Genomic DNA, 22,338 nt, shown 5'->3' with positions numbered 1-22,338 from the left:
AGGGACACCAGTGAACTTTGAATATGTACCTGTTGAAAAAGAAAAGATTCCCTATCGGTTCTCTATACAGTTAGGGATTGAGCTATTCGACATGGAAGTCCGATACAACGAAACATATGACTTTTTCACCTTGGACCTGCATCGCGGAGAAGAGACTTTAGCTCTTTCTGAAAGAATTGTCTATGGTGTTCCGTTGTTCCAGGATGTTTATGATGACCGGTTCCCTGCCCCCACTATCATTCCTCAAGATGAAGCTGGTCTTGAGCACCAAGTGACTTATGAAAACTTGAACGAAACCGTCTTTTTGATGGTGATGAACCAATGAAGTATTTCGGAAGGAAAGCGAATATTTCTATCGCTGATGTGACGTTTGATAGTGAAGAGTTCGGTATGGAGTTTGAAGTCACCTTCGATCATGATACTGAACCGAATGAGAGCCAAATTACGCTATATAACTTGAACTCTACATCGCTGGGAGAAATCAAGAAACATAACCAGGTCCTCATTAATGCAGGATACAAGGGAGATGTCGGTCAGGTCCTATTTGGGTTTGTCGCCAGTGTTTCAACGTCTAACGAAATCGATAAGAAGACGAATGTGAAAGTGATTGATAAACCTCTCATAAAAGAAGATAAGACAATCAATAAATCATACAAGCAAAACATTAAGGCTTCTCAGTTGATAAGACACCTATTGTCAAAGCTTCGTATTGAGGCAGCTATCAATCTCCCTAAAGATAAACTTTATGCCAAAGGATATGAGGTGGACGGCAATATCGAGGATGAAATAGCATCCATCGCAAAAGATTGCGGTGCAATCTTCTATATTAATCAAGGTAAAGCTTACATCCGAAAGATTCAAAGCAGCACTCCACCTTCTTTTCTATTGAAGCCAGATACAGGCCTCATTGGAACACCATCACCATTTGAAGAAGATGTCGATGGTAAGACGGTTCAGGGGTTCAACGTTGAATGTCTATTACAGCATAGAATCACTACTGGATCTGTCATTAAAATTGAGTCTTCAACAGCGAACGGTGTTTATTATGTCAGAGGTGGAAAACATCGATGGGGGCGAGAAGAGTCTATCACTGAATTGGAAGTGATCGTTTGAAAGATACATCGTTTTTCTCTGAGTTTAAACGAGATATATTAATATCGATTAATACTTGTTTGCCTTGTAGAGTCGTAAGCTACGACAAAATGAAGAGGGAAGCAAAACTACAACCTCTCTTCAAAACCAAAGAAAAGAATCGGAGTCCTAAGTCTCTTCCAGTCATCGAAGGGGTTCCTGTCTTATTTCAACAGTACGAGGTCAATGGAAATGTTGAAACCTATTTCCCTGTACTTCATAAGGGGCAGGTGGTCCAAGTGGCCATTAATCAGCGTGCCATAGATGACGTAATGAATGGTCAAGCTTCTTATCCAGATGTAGCTAAACTCTTTAGGTTAAGGGATGCGGTCGTGATCGGAGTGATTACATGAAGACATTTGCTCTGGATTCTAAAGGAGACTTATTAATTCGTGAGGGCGAATTTGTAGTAATTGAAGAAGCTGAAGATATTAAGCAGTCACTATCACTCATACTTTCAACTAACAAAGGAGAGTGGTTTCTGGATCGGGAGATGGGTCTTGAATTCAGTGCCTTGTTAGATAAGCCTACAGATGCTCGGATAAGAGCTGCAGTGATTGAAGCTATTAGCCAGGAACCAAGGGTGCAGTCCATTGATCATATTGAAATCAACCAGGACAGACAAAAACGAGTGGTCTACATTCATTTCAAGGTGACAACTTCAACGAATGAGCAGGTGGAGAGTGAGGTGAGCGTAAATGCTTGATGAAAATGGCTATAGGCGGAAGACTTATGATGAAATTTTAGAAGAGATGCAAAGCCGGGCAAGAGAGCTGTTTGGAGAGAAAATCAACCTCACCAAAAGTTCTCCAGTCGGACTTTTTATTATGCTGATGGCCTGGTTCCTTTCATTAGTGTGGAAGGATAATGAGGATGTCTACCATTCAGCACACCCAAACCAGGCGACCTGTGTTAACTTGGACCGTCTGCTTCCTTATTCCGGAATCACCCGCAACCTAGCTCAGTTTGCGGAGGGAGAAGTGACGCTGACTGGTACGGCTGGATACACCTTAGAGCAAGGGTTTCAAGTGACCACACCTTCAGATGTGTTTTTCGAAACCACACATGACATTACGCTTGATGATCAAGGAGAAGGTACAGCGAGGGTCCGAGCCTTGGAAGTAGGGCGGACTGGAAATATTTCAGCTGGTGAGATCAACCTGGTTGTAAATCCGGATGCAAATATCGAAAGTGTTATCAACTCATCACCCACCTCAAAAGGCCGTGAAAAAGAAACGGACTTAGAAGTAAGGCAACGCAGAGATATCTCTATTGAAGGCTTGGGTGCTGCTACGGTTCCATCTATTCGTGCGCGACTGTTAGAAATGCCGGATATACGAGCGGCAACCGTCATTGAAAACTATGAAAACGAGACAATCAACGGACAGCCGCCTCATTCTATTCAGGCTTTTGTTTTAGGTGGAGATGACCAAGTCATTGCGGAGACGATTTTCAATACAAAAGCTGGAGGCATACGTCCTTATGGACAAACAACCCGTCAGGTAATGGATGAGAGCGGGCAAGCTCATACCGTCGGTTTTACCCGAGCTGTAGAGGTCCCCATTTATTCACGTATTACTATTTCGAAGTCATCTGCTTTCTCATCTGATGGTGCTGATCGTATTCGCCGTACAATCGTTCAATTCATCGGAGGAGAAGATAATAGTGGGGCCCTCTATAGTGGGTTGAATATGGGGGACGATGTTATTTATTCCAAACTCATAGCTAAAGTGTTTCAGGTTGAGGGTATTGAAGACTTGACTCTTGAATTGTCGAAGGATAACACCACCTTCATGCAGAGCAACATTGCTGTTGGTCCAGAAGAGGTTGCTCAAACAGACGTCGATTACATTGAGGTGACGTTGAATGTATAAGTTATCATCCATTCTCAGCAAATTTGCTGACTCTTTAGCTAAGAAAGAAGACAGCAACATTGGGAAAATATTTAAGATATTTTCAGAACAACTTGAGGACATAAAGTTCACGAATCAGCGCATAAAAGAATGGCGGCTCATCGATAATGCAGAAGGTATAGCGTTGGACCTTATTGGAGAGAACGTTCTACAACCGCGTGGTGTAGCCACAGATGAAGTGTATCGAGTTTTATTGAAATCAAAGATAGCTAGGAACCTTTCAACTGGGGATATTAATACGATAATTCGCGTTTTATCACTCGCCCTTGATTCCGATCCATCCGATGTGTCAATTAAGGAAACTTGGACAGATGAGGTGAATCCTCAACCAGTAGGAATCAGCGTTATCCAAGTTCCCTTGAAAAGGTTAAACGAAGTTGGGCTTCCTGCCGATCAGTTCGCAAGAATCATCCAACGGACAGTAGCTGCAGGGGTTAAAGTGAATTCGATTGAGCTTAACGGAACCTTTGAGTTTGGTTCAACGGATTTAGCATTAGACGATGCTGCTGGTTTTTCAAGCCTTGATAATCCGGATAGAGGTGGTTACTTTGGGTCCGCATTCGTACCTGCATCAAATGAAGACTTACCTATATAAGGAGGGGTATCATTGCCAATCAATACAACCTTACCCGATTGGTTAGCCACAGGAGTGCAGCCTCCTGAAAGTTTACGGACTAACGGTTGGGAAGAAGGGCAGAAACCTGCTGCGGAATACTTCAACTGGTTCTTCTCAACGTCATATTATGCCTTAAAGGACTTAGCTGAAAATGCAGCTTCACAACAGGATTTAGATAATCATAAGAACAATCAAACCAACCCTCACCAAGTTACTAAATCGCAAGTTGGGTTGAGTAATGTAGATGATGTGAAGCAAGCATCTAAAACAGAATTTGATTCTCACACTCAAAATAATCAAAACCCGCACAGCGTAACCGCTGCACAGGTCGGGGCTTCGCCTACGGGTCACGGTCACAGCACCGCGACGACAACGACTGCAGGTTTTATGTCTGGGGTCGATAAAACGAAATTGAACAACATACCCGCGGCTTCCGACGTAGAGACTAAAGCGGGGGCAACGCAAAAAGCGGACGATGCCGAAGCCACCGCGATTAATTGGGCGAAAAGCTACGGAGTGGGAACGTACGCGAAACGTTTGGATATTCACGTAGATAACGCACCGAATGGCGCAGGTTTCTTTTACGTGTTAAACGGTACAGTAAACGGGTCCCCTACTGGCGCGAACGGTTATTTAATTCAACAAGTTTACACCGTTGATTATAAGCAACAGCTCTTTTTTGAGGTAACAACGAACCGAATCCATCAAAGGTTTAAGGACGAAAATGGCTGGAATTCGTGGAAAGAACTTGAAACCACAGATGGCGCACAGGCAAAAGCGGACGGTGCAGAAGCCGCTGCGATTGATTATGCACAAAGATTTGGTCTAGGTGATTGGGGTCAGTACACTAGCGATGCGAATAAAGCGCTCTCATCGGGTTTCTGGGTAGCAGACAACACTACATTAAACATGCCTAACAACAATTACTTCGCGATGTTTGTCAATCGACCGAACGCTTCAGCTTGTACTCAAATCGCGCTAAGCCGAAACAGCGCGGCTAACGGGGAAATGTTTTATCGAAACATGGCAAGCGGCGTCTGGAACCCATGGGTACAGGTCGAAACCACAGCAGGCGCACAGGCGAAAGCTGATGCGGTGGATAGTGAGCAGATAAACGTTATAAGTGAAAAAGTAGGGTCGGATAGTCCTTCCTCTTATCCGGTCGGTATATCTGTTTTTGATTTGAACAGCGGAACAAGCGGTTTTCCGGGTGTTTTAGGGACCGTGGTTACAAACTTCATAAGTGAAAACAGGGGCTATCAGAACTATTATGAAAAGAACGGGAGCACCTGGTATAGAACCGCCGACCTCCAACAAACAAATGGTTGGTCGCCATGGAAACAAATAGCTAACGCAGAAAAATTTGTTCATAAAAACCAATTGACAACCAACAACGATCCTTATGGTAAAGTACCGATTATAAACGGAGATGGCGTTATGGAGATCGGGCGTTATCTTGACTTTCATTTTGAAGATGATGACGGCGCGACGGACTACCATGCTAGGGCGGAAGTGTTACCTTCCAATGAGGTTAACTTTACGCATGGGCTCAAATCCAAAGGTAAAACCGCAGAAACCACAGAAGGCGCACAGGCGAAAGCTGATGCGGTTCAAAGTTGGGCAGAGGGTCTAGGTTTAGGGTCGGGTGCTAGTAATACACTTCCTAGTGGTACAGACCTTAATACGGTAGTGGACAGTGGTTTTTATCGTCTATCTTCAAATCACCCGAACAGCCCTACTGGTGTCGATTATTCCCAAATGATCGTTATGCACGGTGGCGGGGATACAATCGCTCAAATAATAGTTGACTATAACCCACCTTTGATGCATATCAGGGCTGGAAACCCGTCAAACGTAAATGGGGCGGGGAGTTGGGAGCCGTGGTTACGTCAAGCCGGAGAGGGTAGAAACGTTTCGTTTAATTCCATATCAGCGAATGATAATATTTACCTTAACGGCGGTACTCAGTACAAAGAAATAGGTGTTAAGCGTGAAGTCGGAGGTAACGAAACGAATGTCTCTTTGTCTGTTAATGGTTCAAACGGAAACGGGCAAATTGGGGTAGCGAAAAACGGCACTATTGAAAATGTTATCGAAGTAACAGACGATTCTATTATCGTTGGGGGTACGGATTTAAAGCAATCTGTCAGTAACGGGAAACAACAGGTCCGTGACGCCGTTATTGGCAAAGGTGGATCAGTCGCGGACGGTGACGGGGACGGTATACCGACCTTCCAGGAATTGACGGACGGGGTAAACGAAATATTGACAAACCCTATAACGAATATTCAACGAGGCGTAGTAACGATGGCAGGATATAGCAGAATAGTAACCATAAGCACAGTTGATCCCGCTAAAGTCGCGCCTCGAATTGTAGGTATTAGATTTGATGGAGGAACCGCTGAAACGTGGAACGGTGATGAAACTACCGCGACCATTGAGGTGACAAGTTCAAACGAATTACTAATACAGCTAGACTCTTACCCCCAATATGTTACACCGGTTGTGAGCTTCGAGATATTGGAATTTGATGATTCAGTTAACGTCAGCAAAGGCAATACGTTGTTGGAAACCGCGGAATTAGTTGTAACCACACCTACATTTAACCCGAATAAATGCATGTTGTTCCATTCATACACTTATCCGTTTGATCGGGATGATACAAGAGTGAATTTCATCACTTCAGAGTTAGGAGGAGCCGATAGCATAATATTTAGGCGAGGGTACGGATATGCGGATATAACCTTAAAATGGGTCCTTGTAGAATTACCATAGTGAGGAGGATGAAAAGATGAAACATTATGCAGAAATAAACCATTTTAATATTTGCACAGGAATTATGACAATGCCTAAAGAGGTTGATCGTGAAAATTATTTAGAGATTGAAGATTTTAATAATGATTTACTCTGGAGGAAGTATGATCAAGAAACAGAAACATGGTCAGAAGAAAAGTTCTTGCCGGACCGTCCCGCCATTCAATTAGACGAGTTCGAACAGTTGAAAGCAGAAAAGGATCAGCTGGAATTAACATTGAACAGTGTCCTGCAAACTAACGCTATGAGTCTAAAAACAATGGCGGAGCAAAGCCGTCAGTTGAGGGATTCCCAGTCTCTGAGTGCGGACATTATGCTAAAGATGGCACGAAACTCAATTAACTAAGGAGGAGATTGCATGTATTTCGAAACGATTAAACAGTATTATGAATGGAACTTGTATGATAACAAGGATGTGGCAGACTTTGTGGAATACGATTGGTTAACTCCAGCGCAATACCAGGAAATCACAGGAGAAGAATACGTAGCATAAGCACCCATTGGGGTGTATTTTTTATGCGAAAAAAAAGAGTGACTGCCTAACCCAGTCACTCCAAAAGAGCTCATACACACGAGAATTTCCAACTTATACACCGGAGGGATGAGCTAAGATAGATTATGTAACAAATAGTTCATTTTCACCACAGTTATCGAGATTTATTTACAAATTATTTACACTTCTACGGTGCTATATGAAGGAAAGCATTTCTTTATGTTGAATTGAGTAGGCAGGAGGGAGGTGGAAACTTGGAAAATGGGTTCAATAGAATTATAGCAAATGGAGTTTTGATTGAAGGAGAAGGATCTTATTTCAATGATGGTGATACAATATTCATCGATGCAAATGACAAAGTAATTGTAAATGCCTTTAGAGATATTCTTTCAAATAAAATCATTGTGAATACTCTTGATTTCCAAAACGGTACAAAAGAGGCTTCTATTAAAGGGCCGTTATTTGTTAAAGAAGTTTCTGGAGACAGCATAGTCTTATACAAATGAGAGTGATGATTATTGAGCATCCCACCAGGGGTGCTTTTTATTATGTCTAAGGAGGTGATCATGCAAGGGGGAAATCAGTCATACAAGGTGAAGCAAACGAATCAACTTAATGGCCGTAAATGCCAACAAGCCAAAGGGAATAAAAAAAGGTAATAGATAAACCACAAAGTGGCCCGCCAATATTGGTGAGCCACTTTTTATTTACCAAGGGGAGGTACTACACCTCTTCGAATTATAAAGTTGCTATGAGGGGGTCAAGCATGGAGCAAAAATATGTGACGAGAGAAGAGTTTGAAAAGTTAGATGATAAGGTGGATGAATTGAAAAACGAACACACTAAGACTCGACAGCGTGTTCAAAACGTCGAACAAAAACTCGATCGGATTGAAAGTAATACAACATGGATCCTGCGCCTGATTTTAGGCGCTATTATTTTGGCTGTTTTGGGATTGATATTCAATTCACCAAGCCAATTAACGACTCTAGGAGGGTTTTAAGTGGAAAATGAAATCATGACCCAAGTGTTGATGTTTGCTACGGTGATTAGTCCGTTTGTTGCTGGTTTGCTTGAAGTAATAAAACGATTAGCAGCACTACCAAAGAATTTCATTCCTTTGATTGCTGTGGTGATCGGAGTAATTCTAGGGGCCGTGGCTTATCCATTCACAGACATGGATGTTGCTTTGAGATTATGGGCTGGGGCTGGTTCAGGTTTATCGGCCACCGGTCTTTTTGAGTTGGTTCAAAGGCGTTCAGGTCACACCACCAAAATTAAGGAGGAGAAGTCATGAACCGAGTGAAACTTCAAACACTGCTTGATCGATCCATCAGGAATATGGGAGAGGTTTATCCGGCGGTTAAAGACAAGGCCATTCTTATCATCAGGAAAGCTTATGACGAAGGTATTAATGTTCAAATGAGTTCGGGATTTCGCTCTTTCCAACGGCAGAGAGAGTTGTTTAACCAGGGGCGGTACGGAAACTCTGGAAAGATTGTTACTCATGCGGAGCCGGGGCAGTCTGTGCATAACTACGGTTTGGCCATCGATTACTTCCTGACTACCTGGGATGGATCGAAAGCAACATGGAGTGTGAACAAGAGTTGGATAAGAGTTGCTGAAATTGGGAAGTCATTAGGACTCTCTTGGGGCGGGGATTGGATAAGTTTTAAAGATTACCCTCACCTCGAACTCACAGGAGGATTATCATGGCGTGATTTGAAAGCAGGTAAGCGTCCTGGTCACTTGTTGAACAAAGGAGTTCCACAAGAAGGTCACTCTGGTTACGAGTCTTATAAAGTACAGCAGCAACTCAAGGAACTTGGGTACAAACTTTCCGTCGATGGCATCTTTGGTCCTGAAACCGACCGTGTGTTGAAGCAATTTCAGAGGGAATATCAACTTGAAGTGGATGGCCTGTTTGGACCTAACACCACTTCTATGATGAAGAAAGTTAAGAACGGATATGTAACTGCAGAAGAAAAAACAGAGGGGGAAAAGACAATGGAGAAGAACTTGAGGGAAACCGGGTTCAAGGATGTCGAAAAGGACTCACTTTTGCAGAAGGAAATTACCAAAGCCCTGAAGCTAAAAATTACAAAAGGTGTAGGTAATGATTTATTTAAACCAAATCAAAATGTTACTCGTGCAGAGTCCGTAGCTTTTGCTGTGCGTGCCTATGAGAAAGCCTTGGACGCTGCTAAGCTTTATTATGACGGTAAGTTAGATTAAAAAAAGCACATCCATCATTTACTTTTGAGTTTTGTGTAGTTAGAATGGTTTCTATCCACTCTTGGAAGAACCTCAGCGGTGGGGTTCTTAACTTGCTTTGGTTGGTAAGACATAGTGGGTCCCCTCTTAATTATAAGAGGGGTTTTTATTTGTAATTACTGAGTTCTCAATGCTTATCATCTTCCATATAAAGTTCATCCATAATCAGATCCCCTTGCCCCAATCCTTCTAAGTAACCCTCATAAGTAAGTACTTTGACCTTCAAGCGATTAATCTCATAATCCAGATCACCAAAATACATATGCATCTCTTTCAACACCTGTTTCAAATCTTCGTTTAAATCTTGCTTAACCAAAACCTCGTGCCACTTGTCCAACTTTCGCATAGTAGTATTCATATATTTTGCCTCCTTACTTTATAATCGTTAGTTAGGAGGTTTTTGGTGTCATGTTTTGATAAATTTGTTTTGTAAATTTTATGTAAGCCTAATTAGTCATTACTTTTAAGCTCGAAATCTTCAATATCCTCACTGAATTCCACAGGTATTCCCATAAAATTCATCGACATCATGAGAGGGTCGCCTTGATCATCCAGAACAGGTCTGTTCCTTATCTGTTCTTCCAGCCACTCCTCGTTCATCTTTATTTTTGTAGCATCATCATTGTAAAAGATGGCCATCTCCAAATCTCTAAATAACCTCATATAAATGACCTCCATTTTCCAGTTTATTTCTATATAGATTGTGATATCATATACATTAACAGAACAAACGTTCGTGCAAAAGAGGGGTGACGACAATGAGTGGAATATTGAACCGTGCTGTCGGGACTAAGATGAGCCTTGAAATGATTTATATTGATGGTAAAGGAAATATGACTCAACGAAGGATTCGTGTTGTAGAGGTACGCGAGAGCAACGTTCTTGCTTATTGCTACAATCGTAAGAAAGTACGTTCATTTAGGTTAGATGGAATCCTGTCGGTGTACCCTTATAAAGAAAAGAAAGGTGCAGTAGTACAAGGTTTATAAAAAATAAGGATAATAGATGTCTTGAATACTCTGTAACAATAAAACCCCGCTAAATAGCGGGGTTTTTAGTTAAGGAATTTGATATTAATTGTTTTGAGTTCCATATCCTCTTTGTTTTAATACATATACAACTGCAATGCGGTCTTGTATCGAGGTAAGGGATTTATTTTTGAGCATTTTCAGCAATCTTTCGTCAGAATAGTTATCGTAATGATCTATTCTTTTATGTACCTTTTCTTTGTGTGCTTCATACTTGGACGCTAAACTTGATATAAATGATTTCATTTTAATTTTAATCGGATGTATCTGTGCTAAGTATTCAGCATAATCACTTAAGATTGCATCTGTCACATCTAGTCCTACAAAGGATTTCATATCATTATAATCAGTCAGTTTTAGGTTAGCTATAATACTGTCCTCTTCAATAATTCTAAGAGCTTCATAAAAGGAATTATAGTCATTCTTAAACTCATCGAGTGAGAAGGGGGCAATAACCCTATTTTCTAAAGGAGAATCTCCAAAATCAAACCATTGCTCTGAAGGTGGTAGAGAATCCTTATATAAATTTACTACACGTACAATCTTATAAATGATTACATCAATGTCTATTTTAATGCCCCCTCTCCACTTTGGTTATGATTTTTTACGTGGCTTATTTGAATCGCTTCTTTTAGCTCTCCATCTACCATCTTGGTTTTTAGAGCGTACTTCGCCTTTTGTGGGACCACTTCTTACAATAGGACCTTTCGTATCTCTTGGGCTAGGCATAAAAATCCTCCTTTTGCATTCTATAAATCTATAATACCATGATATGGATTTTAATGGTATTATATACTTAGGAATAAAGGTGTGTGACAAAGGGAATATCGATGTGATTTTTGGGAATTTTTTAATTAGGAGGATTTTCATGATAGAAATTAATGAACAAGATATTGAGTCTTGGGAGTCTAGAAGTGAAGGTGAAATATACATAGCTAGAGAAAAATACCACAGAAACGCTGAGCTATTTCTTTCTAATTTTCCAAACCTCAAGAATGATATTGTTAATGCATTTAATGGTACAGTGGATGGTCTTGACTATAATGTATCTACTAATAAAGGGAAATTTTTCAAACGAATAAAAGCTGATTCACTGAACAAAGGTATAAAAAATAGACTTGGCCATATTGATGACTTGAAATTTGAAGTTGAATACAAAGAAGGTATCCTGATGGATTCTCCCGCAACCGGTGGATTTGACTTTGCATTATTTGATGAACGTCAAAACGTGGCTAATTTTAGAAATTATTGTTTCGGAAGAAGGTCTATCCCGAATGGCCAAGTAGAGTGGGAGAAAGAGATTTCTTCAAGAGGAGATTGGGCTGAAATTGCAGAAGCCTATGACTTACCTAGAGAGGATTCTCTCGGAGAAAACATATTGTTTCCAAAACAAAAACCTACAATTATTGGGGAGGTCCAGTTCGGAAATTGGGGTTTATTACATTATGATATGTTAAAAGTGCTACATCTTGATAATTTTACTGATTTGGATCTCCTTATTTACGTAACTGCAGCTGATAGTATGAATGAATACATTAGTAGTGGAACTGTAAATTACTTAAGAACAGAAGAAATCATTGATAAGTATAGCAGCATTTTAAAGGTTCCTATTTGGTTGATTGGATTAGACATTCGTTGATTTAACACCATAACTTTATTAGATAAATATATTGGATTCCTTACTCAGGCCGTCATACGTACTCATTAAAATTGATGACGTCTTATATATTACTTCGATTAAAATAGAAACATTCGGATGGAGGTATATGACTTGCACATAGAGAACAGAAGGGTTATTGAGGTTGAATGGGAAGGGCCATATTCATTGACAACATTGAAGAATGAAAAGGCACTACATAATAATGAAACTGATTATGGAATTTATCAGGTTTACGGTAGACACCCTTTATATGGTGGGAGTGTACTATTATATATAGGAAAAGCTGATATGCAGACAATTGGAAAGAGAGTACTTCAAGAGGGGTGGGAATATGAAAACGATGCTAGTTCCATAAGGGTTTTTGCAGGTAGATTTATTGGTGTTAAAACACCCAAAGAAGAAGAGTGGTCCTCTGAGATAGATTTGGCAGAGAGACTTTTAATCTATGTTCATAAGCCAGCACATAACTCAAAAAGTTTGTACACAATTCCTGATATTAAGCTGCAAAACATCCACATTTTAAATTGGGGAGATCATTGTGATTTGTTGCCGGAGGTTTCTGGTTACAGGTGGACGTCAAAGTTAGATGGACAAGAGTTTGATTTTTATCGGTATAATACAAATCAATCTGAAGATTATGACAAACAAGAGGGCATGTACGATGGAAAGAGCGATGAGAGCTATTTCATAAGTCTATTGCCACAAGACGCACGTGAAATAACTCGAGAAGTAATTCATTACATAAGGGAACAGTACAATGGTCAATTGGTTGATCTCCATGGCGTAAGAGGAGGTATAGCCTTTAAAAAGAGGAATGCACGTGGTTATTTTGCAAAAGTGGCCACCAGTGCTGATAGAAGGTGCTTAATTTTATATTTCTCGAGTAAGTCTCAAGCTATTGGTTTAGATTATCACAAGGAATTTGTAGAGAAGGGCTTTGGAAAGAAGCGCGGACAATATGAGGATAAGAAATATCCTAATGAAGCTTATATAGACTTGGAAAAACTACAAACTGTAGACGATATTGCACAGTACATTGATGATGCTTACCGTTTAAGGCCTTGAAGTTATTACTCCCAGATGTAAAAAATCTCACATATACCTCACAAAAACCAAATGAATTTCGAAGCAACACGAAAATATGTTCGTCTAATTTAGTGATAGATTATCAATTAGACGTTAAACAAAACCCTACGACGCTCCAAAAAGTTGAACATATGATATTTGTAACACTATCTATTTTTGTGGATTTTTCGTATAATTGAATAGATGAAAAAGAAAAAGCGCCATTTATAGGACTTCCTTATAAATAGGCGCTTCTTCTAATCATGATTCTATATAGATGCCTAACCCCCGTTGATAGGAAAGCGGGTTTTAGAAAGGAAGATATTATTGGGGATTTTTGGATTCTCTCAAGATTTAGGAATTGATTTGGGCACTGCAAATACACTTGTCTTTTTGAAAGGTAAAGGAGTCATTGTTCGAGAGCCTTCGGTTGTTGCCAAAAATACACAAACCGGTGACATTGAAGCTGTCGGAAATGATGCGCGGAACATGATCGGGCGAACGCCAGGTTACATAAATGTTATCCGACCGATGAAGGATGGCGTGATTGCCGATTATGATACGACTGCTCAAATGATGAAATATTATATAAAAAAGGCGTTAAAAACGCGTTCCTCTTTTGCAAGTAAACCAAATGTCATGGTTTGTGTACCCTCTGGCATTACGATGGTTGAAGAGCGTGCGGTCATTGATGCAACAAAACAGGCGGGAGCCAAAGAAGCTTATCCGATCGCGGAGCCATTTGCGGCTGCCATCGGTGCAGGCCTTCCAGTATGGGAACCAACCGGAAGCATGGTCGTTGATATTGGTGGTGGCACGACAGAAGTTGCCATCATCTCTCTTGGTGGAATCGTTACAAGCCAGTCTATCCGCATCGCAGGAGACGAGATGGATGACAATATCATTCAGCATGTACGCAAAAAGTACAACTTGATGATTGGTGAACGTACGGCTGAAGAAGTGAAGATGGAATTGGGTGGAGCAGGAGACGTCTCTGAAGTTGACGAAATGGATATTAGGGGACGGGATTTGCTCAGCGGTCTGCCGAAAACCATTACGATTCAAAGCGACGAAATTGTAAGTGCTATGAAAGATACGATTGATTCAATTATAGAAACGGTCAAAAATACATTAGAAAAAACACCTCCAGAATTAGCGGCGGATATCATGGAGCGCGGGATTGTCCTTACCGGGGGAGGCGCCTTGCTAAGGAACATCGATACAGTCATCAGTGAAGAAACGAACATGCCCGTATTTATTGCCGACAATCCCCTGGATTGTGTCGCGGTTGGAACAGGGAAGTCTTTGGAGTATATCCATCATTTCCGTTCTCAACCGAATGTAGCAAGCCGGGCGAAAATGGAGTAGTTTAGCTCGTTATGCCTTCGTTATTTCGTAGAAAAAGACTGATGATTGTATTAGTAGGATTTATCGTACTCGTAGCATTAATCGGCTTTTCAATCCGTGACCGTGATTCGTTAAGCACACCCGAGAAGTTTCTCCAGGATTCGGTCGGTTGGATGCAGACCATCTTCCATAAACCGGTCAGTCTTGTGGACAATACCATTGAAAATATTCAAGATATGTTTGGTGTTTATGAACAGAACGAAGTATTGAAAGCGAGGCTCTCTGAATACAAGGGGGTCATACAGGAAAATCAAAGACTTCGTAGTGAAATTGGTGAGCTTCAGCAAACTTTGGATAAGTCAGATAGTTTAAGTGATTATTCTCCTGTGCAGGCAACGGTCATTGCAAGAAGTTCAGACCGTTGGTTTGAGCAGATGACCATCAATAAAGGGGAAGAGCACGGCGTTGAAAAAGATATGGCCGTCATGACAAGTGACGGTCTAATCGGGAAAATTAAGTCTGTTGGTGCTTTTCATTCCACGGTTCAATTATTAAGTGGGTTTGATCGTTCAAATAAAATTTCTGCCTGGGTCGTTCGGGAGGATCAGGATGAAGCCTTCGGTCTGATTGAAGGCTATGATGATGAAACCGGACGCCTATTACTAGAAGAAATCAAATTGGATGAAGAGCTTAAGCCAGGAGACACTGTGATCTCATCTGGGTTGGGAGGGGTTTTCCCGAGCAACTTGAGAATCGGAACGGTTGAAGAAGTTGTCAATGATCAGTTTGGGCTGACACAAACCGCCTATGTAGAACCGTTTGCCGATTTGTTTGATATCAATCATGTGATGGTCGTCGATCGTACAGCAGAAACGGTGGATACGGGAGCTGAACAGGAGGAAGAAGCATCATGAGTCGATATTTCATTGCGCTCTTATGTTTGTTTTTCTTGATCATGCAGGGAATGGCCATGAGTATGCTGCCGGCTAATCTTGTATACTCTGATTTGCTTATGACCCCCCATTGGATATTGATATTCCTTTTGATTATTGCCATTTTCTATGACAAGGACGATACGTACAATGCTGTCTGGTATGGTCTTGCTTTCGGCTTATTAATTGATGTGATCTACACAGGTGTGCTTGGGGTATATATGATTACATATACCCTGATCATATATACCGTGCATGGTTTAAACAAATGGCTGCATGCCAATTTTTTTGCGGCATCCTTATTGGCTGTCGTCGGTGTGGCTTTGGCTGATACGATGCTGTATATCATTTATTCATTCGTACAAATTACATCCATGACTTGGGGAGATTACGCTCTATTGAGGTTGCTGCCAACGCTGGCAGCGAATATGATTTTCTTCATCATTCTATATCCACTCGTGAAGGAAAAAGTCTATGCCTGGGGAGAAGAAGTGAGCAATATCTAATCTGGTGGAAATGTTTGAGGTTTGAGGTGAAAGAGCCTATGGCTGCTAATGTGCAAAAGGTGATGATTAAAGGTACAAGGGACGGTCTGACATTGCATTTGGATGATCAATGTTCCTTCTCATCCCTTTTAAAAGAATTACAAAACCAATTGTCAATGAACGGATTGACAGACGAACATCCGATGATCCGTGTGACGATTAAGCTTGGCAACAGGTATTTGAATGAAGAACAAAAAGAAAAGCTCACAGAGGTTGTCCGGGAAAAACAGAAGCTCGTCGTTGAAAAAATCGAGTCGGATGTTTTGACGAAAAAGGAAGCTCTTGAGTGGAAAGAGAATACGGAAATCACCCCTTTAGCTAAAACCGTCCGTTCCGGGCAGTTAGTTGAAGTCAAGGGGGATCTGCTTTTGATTGGTGATGTGAACCCTGGAGGACAAATCAAAGCCACAGGCAACATTTTTGTCATGGGAAGTTTGCGCGGGATTGCGCATGCAGGATTCGAAGGGGATACGAATGCAGTGATTGCATCCTCCTACATGCAACCAAGCCAACTTAGAATCGCTGATCAGTTAAGCCGCTCTCCGGATTATGAATCGGAGGGTGTCTATATGGAATGTGGATTCATTGATGAGTCTATCCAAAAAATTCGGATCGATCGAATTCAAGAGGTTGTAAAAAAGAGACCGGATCTGGTTAGTTTTGAAAGGAGAATGATCAATGGGTGAAGCGATAGTCATTACCTCTGGAAAGGGAGGGGTCGGAAAAACGACAACTACTGCGAACCTGGGGACCGCTTTGGCCTTGCAGAAGAAAAAGGTGTGTCTCGTTGATACTGATATCGGTCTCAGAAATTTGGATGTCGTGATGGGGCTTGAAAACCGCATCATCTATGACATTGTCGATGTCGTAAACGAGCGTTGTAAGACGAAACAGGCCTTAATTACGGATAAGCGTTTTGACTGCCTGCATTTGCTCCCAGCGGCCCAGACATCGGACAAATCGGAAGTGACCCCGGAAGCGGTCAAAGCCATTGTTGAGGAATTGAAACAAGAGTACGATTATATCGTCATCGATTGTCCTGCAGGGATTGAGCAAGGGTATAAAAATGCGGTCGCAGGTGCGGACAAGGCGATTGTCGTCACGACTCCTGAGAAATCAAGCGTGCGTGACGCGGACCGTATCATTGGTCTGTTGGAGCAGGAAGAAATGGAATCTCCGAAACTGGTGATCAACCGTATCCGGAATCATATGATGAAAAACGGGGACATGCTGGATGTTGATGAAATCGTCAATGTCCTGTCTATTGATCTATTGGGCATCGTCATTGATGATGATGCGGTCATCAAAGCATCCAATAGTGGGGAGCCTGTGGCCATGAAGCCGAATTCAAAAGCTTCTCTCGCTTATAGAAACATTGCAAGAAGAATCCTTGGGGAAACGGTACCTCTTATGAAACTCGATGAAGAGCGGGGCGTTCTCGCAAAAGTGAAGAAATTCTTCGGCATGCGCACATAACGATCGTTTCACCTGTCACAGTCTGTGGCAGGTTTTTTTATTTTAAATTAATAAACCACCTCCTTGTCCCATAGACTGATAGAAAAAGAGTAGAGAGGGGTTTGGTTGTGAAGAAGAACATTCGTGATGTACGGAAGAATATAGCTGATCGTAAAAAGAGGAAAATGCATCGTCAGGGGACAAGCCCGCCTGGAGTCTTCTCTCCTCCCCAAGATGAAGAAATGCATGGATACCCACCGCTGGTTAATGGCTATGGTCATAAACCGGTGAAAAAGGAAGAACAGTCAAGTGCTACGAGTCGCTTAGGCATGCAAGTGTTATTCGCTGTTTTATTGTTTGCCGTCGTAGCTTTAGGAAAAAATACAGACCTGGCTATTGTTAAAGCACCAGGTGATTGGGCGGTCAGCCAAATGCAGGAAGAATTCCCTTTTGCCAAAGTAACCGCTTGGTACAGCGACCGTTTCGGTGATCCTCTTCAGGTCATCCAGCCGGAGGATGAAACGGATCAAGAAGCTCTCGCGATGCCTGTGAATGGAACCGTAACCACTCCATTCCAAAATGACGGGAAGGGAATCATTTTAACGACGGAAAATGGATCTCAAGTAAAAGCGGTGCGCGAAGGTACCGTCATTTTTGCCGGCAATGATGCGGAATCAGGGAAGACCGTTGTCTTACAGCATGAAGATGGAACGAAAACGACGTACGGATATTTATCATCCATCGATGTCCATTTATATGAACACGTGCAATCGCAAAAGGATTTGGGATCCGTGAAAGCGGAAGAGGGGCAGGCGGCGGAATTTTTCTTCGCCATTGAAAAAGACAATACATTTCTAGATCCAGTACAGGTGATCAAAGTGAATGAAGGTCCTTAAATTTCACGACTATATCCATATCCACCCCCTCTTCTTTTTGCTCGCTCTTTCCGCTCTGTTGACAGGAGCAATCTATGAATTTATCGTTTTGTTTTCTATTGTCATTGTTCATGAGCTGGGCCATTTCCTTATGGCAAAACGGTTTGACTGGCGTGTGGAAAAAATGGAAATCTGGTTGTTCGGAGGGGCTGTTGTGAGTGAAGAACACAACACCCGGCCCTTCCGAGAGCAGATGCTTGTGGTCATAGCGGGTCCTTTCCAGCATTTGTGGATCTTTGTCCTGCTTCTATCCATTCAATCCATGATAGGCGTTCACCCATTATTAGATGCCGCCTTTTTTTATAATGGGGTTATTTTTCTCTTTAACATGCTCCCCGTTTGGCCGTTAGATGGTGGGAAGCTACTCTTTTATTTATTGAACCGTTTCTTTGCATTCAGGGTGAGTTTGGCTGTAGCTCTTAGTTTATCGCTTCTATTCATGACAATCGCGGGATTCTGGATGTTTACGGAAGGCCGCTGGACATTAGCTGCCATCCTACTGACCGCCTTTTTACTAATTGAAAACGTCCTCGAATGGAAACGGAAGACATACACGATGATGCGTTACCTTCTTTATTGCACGTATCAGAACAGGGAAACCTTGAAAACCAAGTACGTAAACGTTCATCAAGAAACGCTCGTCCGTGATGTGCTGAAGAACATCCACTCCAACAGGCGCCATAAGTATGTATTGAAACATACGAATCCTTTCTATATAGTAGATGAACAAGAGTGTCTCCGGGCTTTTTTTGAACAAAAGAAGCCGCATTTAAAAGTAAGGGACATTGCTGAAACCGCTATATAATGAGGGATGACATGAGGAAAATAGTATTACATACAAAGGCAGCTGAAAAATCGGGAGTGGTCATTGAAAATGGGGAAATCCATGAATATGTTATCGACCGGCCCGGTGCTGAAAAGCTTACGGGCTCTATTTTTTTAGGGAAAGTAGAGCGGGTGGATCAAGGTTTGGATGCAGCCTTTATTGACATCGGACAGGAGCGGTCAGGTTTTCTACGAAAGGAAATGGTCCCCTGGTGTGAAGGGAAATTATCTACAGCATTGAATATAGGGCAGAGGGTTATTGTACAAGCGATTAAGGAACCTGTGGGAAATAAAGGTGCTCCATTGACCGCTAACGTGAATTTACCTGGGTTGTATACGGTCTATCAGCCTTTTGCTCAAGGGAAACTATCTATTTCGCGAAAGCTGGAGGTCGAGAAAAAAGCTGAGCTGGAATCGTGGTTGGAGAAGGAATTCGAAAGTTCTGAAGGCTGTATCATACGGACGGCAGCTGGAGACGTCGCTCCCGACACCGTTAGAGAAGAGTTGAGAGGGCTTCGGGATGAATGGAAAACGATGGAACAGAAAGAAATCAATCAACCCTGCAGCTTATGGAGTGAACCGAGCATTCCAGATGCATTCATTCGTAAATTTCCAGCGACTACAATTCAAGAAGTGCTCATCGATGATGCGAACACGTCTAGGCGTTTAAAAGAAAAGTTTCCTTCTTTAGGAAAACGCATCCGCTGGGAAAGTGATGTAGAAGGAAAACTGCCTGTTTCCTTTTCCCGTCTTCAGGAACAAATCATCCAGCCTCTTGTTGAGATGAATAATGGTGTGAGCTTAGTCATTGAAGAAACGGAAGCGATGACAGTGATCGATGTTAACAGTCATAAAGTCAAAGGGAGGTCCTTTTCAAACTCCCAGGCCCTTGATGTCAATATGCTAGCTGCAAAAGAAATTCAAAAGCAGATTCGTTTAAGAAATTTATCTGGCATTATTCTAATTGATTTCATTTCAATGAAAAATGAGAACAAAGAGAAGCAGCTCGTCTCAGAAATGAGGAAGCTGGTGAAAGAGGATCCTACGAAGACAAACGTGTTCGGCATGACTAGGTTAGGGCTTTTAGAACTGACGAGGAAAAGGGAAAGTGCCAGCCTCCCTTCTTTATTAACCAACCCGAAGGAAGTGAATTTTACGGATGAGACGGCTGTTTATCGTTTAGAGAGAGAGCTTCTTCAAAGGAGAGAAGCGGAGGCCCTGATTATTGCTGTGCACCCGGCGTTTATGGATTGCAAAAAACGATTGCTTTCTGAGCCGATTTCTAGTAAAATTCCACAGGAGCTGTTTGTTAGGCAGGATGCTGACATCTCTGGCTATCAAATAGAGCTTGAAGGGTCTTTAGACATGATCCGGGAAGCTGTTCAGCGTCGCGGATATCATGTTGACAACTTGTTTTGATCTGTGGTAACATTGTTTTGTTATTCTAGTAGCACTCCGTTGCTACAACCGCACAGAACAGGTTTTAAAACCGATTTCCGGTACCTGAATGGCGAGTCTGAGTATATTGAGGAGGTGCAAGTATGTACGCAATTATTGAAACTGGTGGTAAGCAGGTAAAAGTAGAAAAAGGCCAGGAGATCTATGTTGAAAAAATGGACGTAGAAGCTGGTGAGTCTATCACTTTTGACAAAGTTCTTTTCGTAGGTGGAGATAACACGAAAGTTGGTGCTCCATTCGTTGATGGTGCTTCTGTAACAGCTAAAGTTGAAAAACAAGGCCTTCAGAAGAAATTGACTGTCTTCAAATACAAGCCTAAAAAGAACTACAAGCGCAAACAAGGTCATCGTCAGCCATACACGAAACTTGTCGTTGAAGAAATCAACGCGTAAGGTTCGTATCGGATGATACAAGTATCGATGTTTCGCTCACAAGGAGAAATTACAGGTTTTGAAATATCCGGACATGCGGAGAGTGGCCCTTATGGTCATGATCTCGTCTGCGCAGCCGTATCGGCTGTTTCGTTCGGTGCTGTCAATGCTGTTATCAGTCTTTGTGGATTCGAACCTGATGTCGAACAAGGTGGTGAAGGTGGTTATTTGAAAATCACACTTCCTGAAAATTTGGATGAATTCATTCATGCAAAAGCTCAAACCTTATTGGAAGGCATGCAGGTGTCCTTGGAAACGATTGAACAAGAATACGATCAATATATGAAAATATCCCAACGATAAGGAGGTGAAGACTCATGCTACGTCTTGATTTGCAGTTTTTCGCCCAGAAGAAGGGTGTAGGTAGTACAAAAAACGGTCGTGACTCTGAGTCCAAACGTCTTGGAGCTAAACGTGCAGACGGACAACAAGCAACAGCTGGTTCCATCCTTTACCGCCAACGCGGGACAAAGGTGTACCCTGGTGCGAACGTTGGCCGTGGTGGAGACGACACATTGTTCGCGAAAGTGGACGGTGTTGTTAAATTCGAACGTTACGGACGTAACCGTAAAAAAGTCAGCGTTTATCCTGTAGCACAGGAAGCGTAAGCGAATAGTCCATCAGCAAAAAAGCCGCGCTTTGCTTTTCGCATAAGCGCGGCTTTTTTATATCTTCAACTCCATTTTTTTAATCAGCACGCGTGAAAAAGGATTTTTTACTATGAGATGGAGAGGTTCTCTAGTCTCTTCAAACCTATTGATGATCCATGGATTCACATTGACCTCCATTCACCTGCACAAAAGTAACGGACCTATACATTTTGGTTTTTTGTTTGCTTGAATTTTTGCTATACTTTTTATTATTATGGGTTGAACGAGGGAGCTGAAAGGATGGAAGAAAAAGAAATCATTGCGCTGCTCAGACATAAGCGTCATGACTGGATGAATCAAATTCAATTGCTACAAGGATACGCTACCCTGGGAAAGCAGGATCGCCTGCTCTCACAAATGGAAGAGATTAAAGAAGAGGCAGAAGAAGAACGGAAATTATTGAACAGTGATGCTCTCCAATTTCCTTTATGGCTGCTATCTTTTAATTGGGTACATAAGACCTACCGACTGCGGTATTTCATAAGGGGAGAAGTTGATTTATCCCGTCATGATCATACATTGTTGGCTTATGGTAAACGGATGATTGAAATCATGGATGGACATATTGGAAATGAAGAACTTTATGAAGGTACATGTACCATCTATGTAGGTGGTCAGGATACGCTTGGGTTGAGCTGGGAATGGGAAGGTCTATTTCATGAGCCGGAACGTTTGAAAGAGCGGCTCAGTGAAGAAGGATTTATTTCAACGATTTTTGACAGTAAAGAACTTTCTATTGAAATGACAATAGAATGAAGAGGTGAAT

The 22,338-nt window shown here is 41.9% G+C and carries 31 protein-coding genes and 1 other annotated feature; of the genes, 28 read left to right on the top strand and 3 right to left on the bottom strand.

Translation table 11 applies throughout. The annotated features are described in order from the left end of the window. The first annotated feature begins 10 nt into the window (after window positions 1–10). From ACJA3J_RS15015 to ACJA3J_RS14955, 13 genes are all read left to right on the top strand, one after another. Window positions 11–325, top strand: coding sequence for a phage baseplate plug protein (locus tag ACJA3J_RS15015; RefSeq protein WP_406944481.1), 315 nt, complete (start codon window positions 11–13; stop codon window positions 323–325). After that, complete coding sequence (locus ACJA3J_RS15010; protein WP_406944480.1) at window positions 322–1,113, top strand: phage protein; 792 nt, start codon at window positions 322–324, stop codon at window positions 1,111–1,113. The genes ACJA3J_RS15015 and ACJA3J_RS15010 overlap by 4 nt, the downstream gene beginning before the upstream one ends. Next, window positions 1,110–1,484 carry a Gp138 family membrane-puncturing spike protein gene (locus tag ACJA3J_RS15005; protein ID WP_406944479.1) on the top strand — a complete coding sequence of 125 codons (375 nt, stop codon included), beginning with the start codon at window positions 1,110–1,112 and terminating at the stop codon, window positions 1,482–1,484. Before ACJA3J_RS15010 ends, ACJA3J_RS15005 begins: the two co-directional genes overlap by 4 nt. Next, window positions 1,481–1,837, top strand: coding sequence for a DUF2634 domain-containing protein (locus tag ACJA3J_RS15000; RefSeq protein WP_406944478.1), 357 nt, complete (start codon window positions 1,481–1,483; stop codon window positions 1,835–1,837). Before ACJA3J_RS15005 ends, ACJA3J_RS15000 begins: the two co-directional genes overlap by 4 nt. Continuing rightward, on the top strand, window positions 1,830–3,005 hold the full coding sequence (locus tag ACJA3J_RS14995; RefSeq protein WP_406944477.1) for a baseplate J/gp47 family protein: 1,176 nt from the start codon (window positions 1,830–1,832) through the stop codon (window positions 3,003–3,005). Before ACJA3J_RS15000 ends, ACJA3J_RS14995 begins: the two co-directional genes overlap by 8 nt. Then, window positions 2,998–3,639 (top strand): hypothetical protein, encoded by a 642-nt coding sequence (locus ACJA3J_RS14990; protein ID WP_406944476.1) that lies wholly within the window; start codon window positions 2,998–3,000, stop codon window positions 3,637–3,639. The genes ACJA3J_RS14995 and ACJA3J_RS14990 overlap by 8 nt, the downstream gene beginning before the upstream one ends. 12 nt (window positions 3,640–3,651) lie before the next feature. Then, window positions 3,652–6,435: a pyocin knob domain-containing protein gene (locus ACJA3J_RS14985; protein ID WP_406944475.1), complete on the top strand. Its 2,784-nt coding sequence runs from the start codon at window positions 3,652–3,654 to the stop codon at window positions 6,433–6,435. A 16-nt stretch (window positions 6,436–6,451) separates the two neighbouring features. Continuing rightward, window positions 6,452–6,820, top strand: coding sequence for a hypothetical protein (locus ACJA3J_RS14980; RefSeq protein WP_406944474.1), 369 nt, complete (start codon window positions 6,452–6,454; stop codon window positions 6,818–6,820). A gap of 12 nt (window positions 6,821–6,832) precedes the next feature. Beyond that, window positions 6,833–6,967, top strand: a complete 135-nt coding sequence (locus ACJA3J_RS14975) for an XkdX family protein (protein WP_406944473.1) — start codon at window positions 6,833–6,835, stop codon at window positions 6,965–6,967. A gap of 254 nt (window positions 6,968–7,221) precedes the next feature. Beyond that, window positions 7,222–7,473 (top strand): hypothetical protein, encoded by a 252-nt coding sequence (locus tag ACJA3J_RS14970; protein ID WP_406944472.1) that lies wholly within the window; start codon window positions 7,222–7,224, stop codon window positions 7,471–7,473. 260 nt (window positions 7,474–7,733) lie between these two features. Further along, window positions 7,734–7,970, top strand: a complete 237-nt coding sequence (locus ACJA3J_RS14965) for a hemolysin XhlA family protein (protein ID WP_406944471.1) — start codon at window positions 7,734–7,736, stop codon at window positions 7,968–7,970. Window positions 7,971–7,985: 15 nt separating this feature from the next. Continuing rightward, on the top strand, window positions 7,986–8,264 hold the full coding sequence (locus tag ACJA3J_RS14960; RefSeq protein WP_406946305.1) for a holin: 279 nt from the start codon (window positions 7,986–7,988) through the stop codon (window positions 8,262–8,264). Next, entirely contained in the window at window positions 8,261–9,202 is a 942-nt protein-coding gene (locus tag ACJA3J_RS14955) for a peptidoglycan-binding protein (RefSeq protein WP_406944470.1), read from the top strand. Before ACJA3J_RS14960 ends, ACJA3J_RS14955 begins: the two co-directional genes overlap by 4 nt. A 166-nt stretch (window positions 9,203–9,368) precedes the next feature. Here ACJA3J_RS14955 and ACJA3J_RS14950 read toward each other — a convergent pair whose 3' ends face one another. Together ACJA3J_RS14950 and ACJA3J_RS14945 are read right to left on the bottom strand one after the other, a co-directional pair. After that, a complete protein-coding gene (locus tag ACJA3J_RS14950; protein WP_406944469.1) occupies window positions 9,369–9,599 on the bottom strand; it encodes a hypothetical protein in 231 nt (76 codons plus the stop codon). A 92-nt stretch (window positions 9,600–9,691) separates the two neighbouring features. Continuing rightward, window positions 9,692–9,904, bottom strand: coding sequence for a hypothetical protein (locus ACJA3J_RS14945; protein WP_406944468.1), 213 nt, complete (start codon window positions 9,902–9,904; stop codon window positions 9,692–9,694). A gap of 95 nt (window positions 9,905–9,999) precedes the next feature. On the opposite strand from ACJA3J_RS14945, the gene ACJA3J_RS14940 reads away from it, so the two are divergent. Then, the gene (locus ACJA3J_RS14940) at window positions 10,000–10,230 is read left to right on the top strand and encodes a hypothetical protein (protein ID WP_406944467.1); all 231 of its coding nucleotides are present in this window, start codon (window positions 10,000–10,002) and stop codon (window positions 10,228–10,230) included. Between the two features lie 84 nt (window positions 10,231–10,314). Here the strand turns inward: ACJA3J_RS14940 and ACJA3J_RS14935 are convergent, their stop codons facing one another. Beyond that, on the bottom strand, window positions 10,315–10,581 hold the full coding sequence (locus tag ACJA3J_RS14935; protein ID WP_406944466.1) for a hypothetical protein: 267 nt from the start codon (window positions 10,579–10,581) through the stop codon (window positions 10,315–10,317). A 556-nt stretch (window positions 10,582–11,137) separates the two neighbouring features. Here ACJA3J_RS14935 and ACJA3J_RS14930 point away from each other — a divergent pair. From ACJA3J_RS14930 to ACJA3J_RS14865, 14 genes are all read left to right on the top strand, one after another. Next, window positions 11,138–11,908, top strand: coding sequence for a hypothetical protein (locus ACJA3J_RS14930; RefSeq protein WP_406944465.1), 771 nt, complete (start codon window positions 11,138–11,140; stop codon window positions 11,906–11,908). A gap of 132 nt (window positions 11,909–12,040) precedes the next feature. Further along, window positions 12,041–12,994 carry a hypothetical protein gene (locus tag ACJA3J_RS14925; protein WP_406944464.1) on the top strand — a complete coding sequence of 318 codons (954 nt, stop codon included), beginning with the start codon at window positions 12,041–12,043 and terminating at the stop codon, window positions 12,992–12,994. Between the two features lie 327 nt (window positions 12,995–13,321). Further along, complete coding sequence (locus tag ACJA3J_RS14920) at window positions 13,322–14,362, top strand: rod shape-determining protein (RefSeq protein WP_089652665.1); 1,041 nt, start codon at window positions 13,322–13,324, stop codon at window positions 14,360–14,362. An 11-nt stretch (window positions 14,363–14,373) separates the two neighbouring features. Then, window positions 14,374–15,255 (top strand): rod shape-determining protein MreC, encoded by an 882-nt coding sequence (mreC, locus tag ACJA3J_RS14915; protein WP_089652664.1) that lies wholly within the window; start codon window positions 14,374–14,376, stop codon window positions 15,253–15,255. After that, on the top strand, window positions 15,252–15,779 hold the full coding sequence (gene mreD / locus ACJA3J_RS14910; RefSeq protein WP_089652663.1) for a rod shape-determining protein MreD: 528 nt from the start codon (window positions 15,252–15,254) through the stop codon (window positions 15,777–15,779). Before mreC ends, mreD begins: the two co-directional genes overlap by 4 nt. A 38-nt stretch (window positions 15,780–15,817) precedes the next feature. Continuing rightward, window positions 15,818–16,504, top strand: a complete 687-nt coding sequence (gene minC, locus ACJA3J_RS14905; protein WP_406944463.1) for a septum site-determining protein MinC — start codon at window positions 15,818–15,820, stop codon at window positions 16,502–16,504. Further along, a complete protein-coding gene (minD, locus tag ACJA3J_RS14900) occupies window positions 16,497–17,294 on the top strand; it encodes a septum site-determining protein MinD (RefSeq protein ID WP_406944462.1) in 798 nt (265 codons plus the stop codon). Before minC ends, minD begins: the two co-directional genes overlap by 8 nt. Window positions 17,295–17,401: 107 nt before the next feature. Beyond that, the gene (locus ACJA3J_RS14895; RefSeq protein ID WP_406944461.1) at window positions 17,402–18,169 is read left to right on the top strand and encodes a peptidoglycan DD-metalloendopeptidase family protein; all 768 of its coding nucleotides are present in this window, start codon (window positions 17,402–17,404) and stop codon (window positions 18,167–18,169) included. After that, entirely contained in the window at window positions 18,156–19,013 is an 858-nt protein-coding gene (locus ACJA3J_RS14890; RefSeq protein ID WP_406944460.1) for a site-2 protease family protein, read from the top strand. The genes ACJA3J_RS14895 and ACJA3J_RS14890 overlap by 14 nt, the downstream gene beginning before the upstream one ends. Window positions 19,014–19,024: 11 nt before the next feature. After that, complete coding sequence (locus ACJA3J_RS14885) at window positions 19,025–20,452, top strand: ribonuclease E/G (RefSeq protein WP_406944459.1); 1,428 nt, start codon at window positions 19,025–19,027, stop codon at window positions 20,450–20,452. 36 nt (window positions 20,453–20,488) lie between these two features. Next, window positions 20,489–20,561: a sequence feature (ribosomal protein L21 leader region), on the top strand. Between the two features lie 13 nt (window positions 20,562–20,574). Then, the gene (gene rplU / locus ACJA3J_RS14880) at window positions 20,575–20,883 is read left to right on the top strand and encodes a 50S ribosomal protein L21 (protein ID WP_089652657.1); all 309 of its coding nucleotides are present in this window, start codon (window positions 20,575–20,577) and stop codon (window positions 20,881–20,883) included. A gap of 12 nt (window positions 20,884–20,895) precedes the next feature. Next, window positions 20,896–21,225 carry a ribosomal-processing cysteine protease Prp gene (locus ACJA3J_RS14875; protein ID WP_089652656.1) on the top strand — a complete coding sequence of 110 codons (330 nt, stop codon included), beginning with the start codon at window positions 20,896–20,898 and terminating at the stop codon, window positions 21,223–21,225. A gap of 14 nt (window positions 21,226–21,239) precedes the next feature. After that, window positions 21,240–21,530, top strand: coding sequence for a 50S ribosomal protein L27 (gene rpmA, locus ACJA3J_RS14870; protein WP_035509352.1), 291 nt, complete (start codon window positions 21,240–21,242; stop codon window positions 21,528–21,530). Between the two features lie 282 nt (window positions 21,531–21,812). Further along, window positions 21,813–22,328, top strand: a complete 516-nt coding sequence (locus ACJA3J_RS14865; RefSeq protein ID WP_089652655.1) for a Spo0B domain-containing protein — start codon at window positions 21,813–21,815, stop codon at window positions 22,326–22,328. The last annotated feature ends 10 nt before the right edge of the window (window positions 22,329–22,338 follow it).

It is taken from the genome of Halobacillus sp. SY10, assembly GCF_045401165.1.
GTDB classification, from domain to species: Bacteria; Bacillota; Bacilli; order Bacillales; family Halobacillaceae; genus Halobacillus; species Halobacillus aidingensis.
This window is presented reverse-complemented; position numbering and strand designations above follow the sequence as displayed.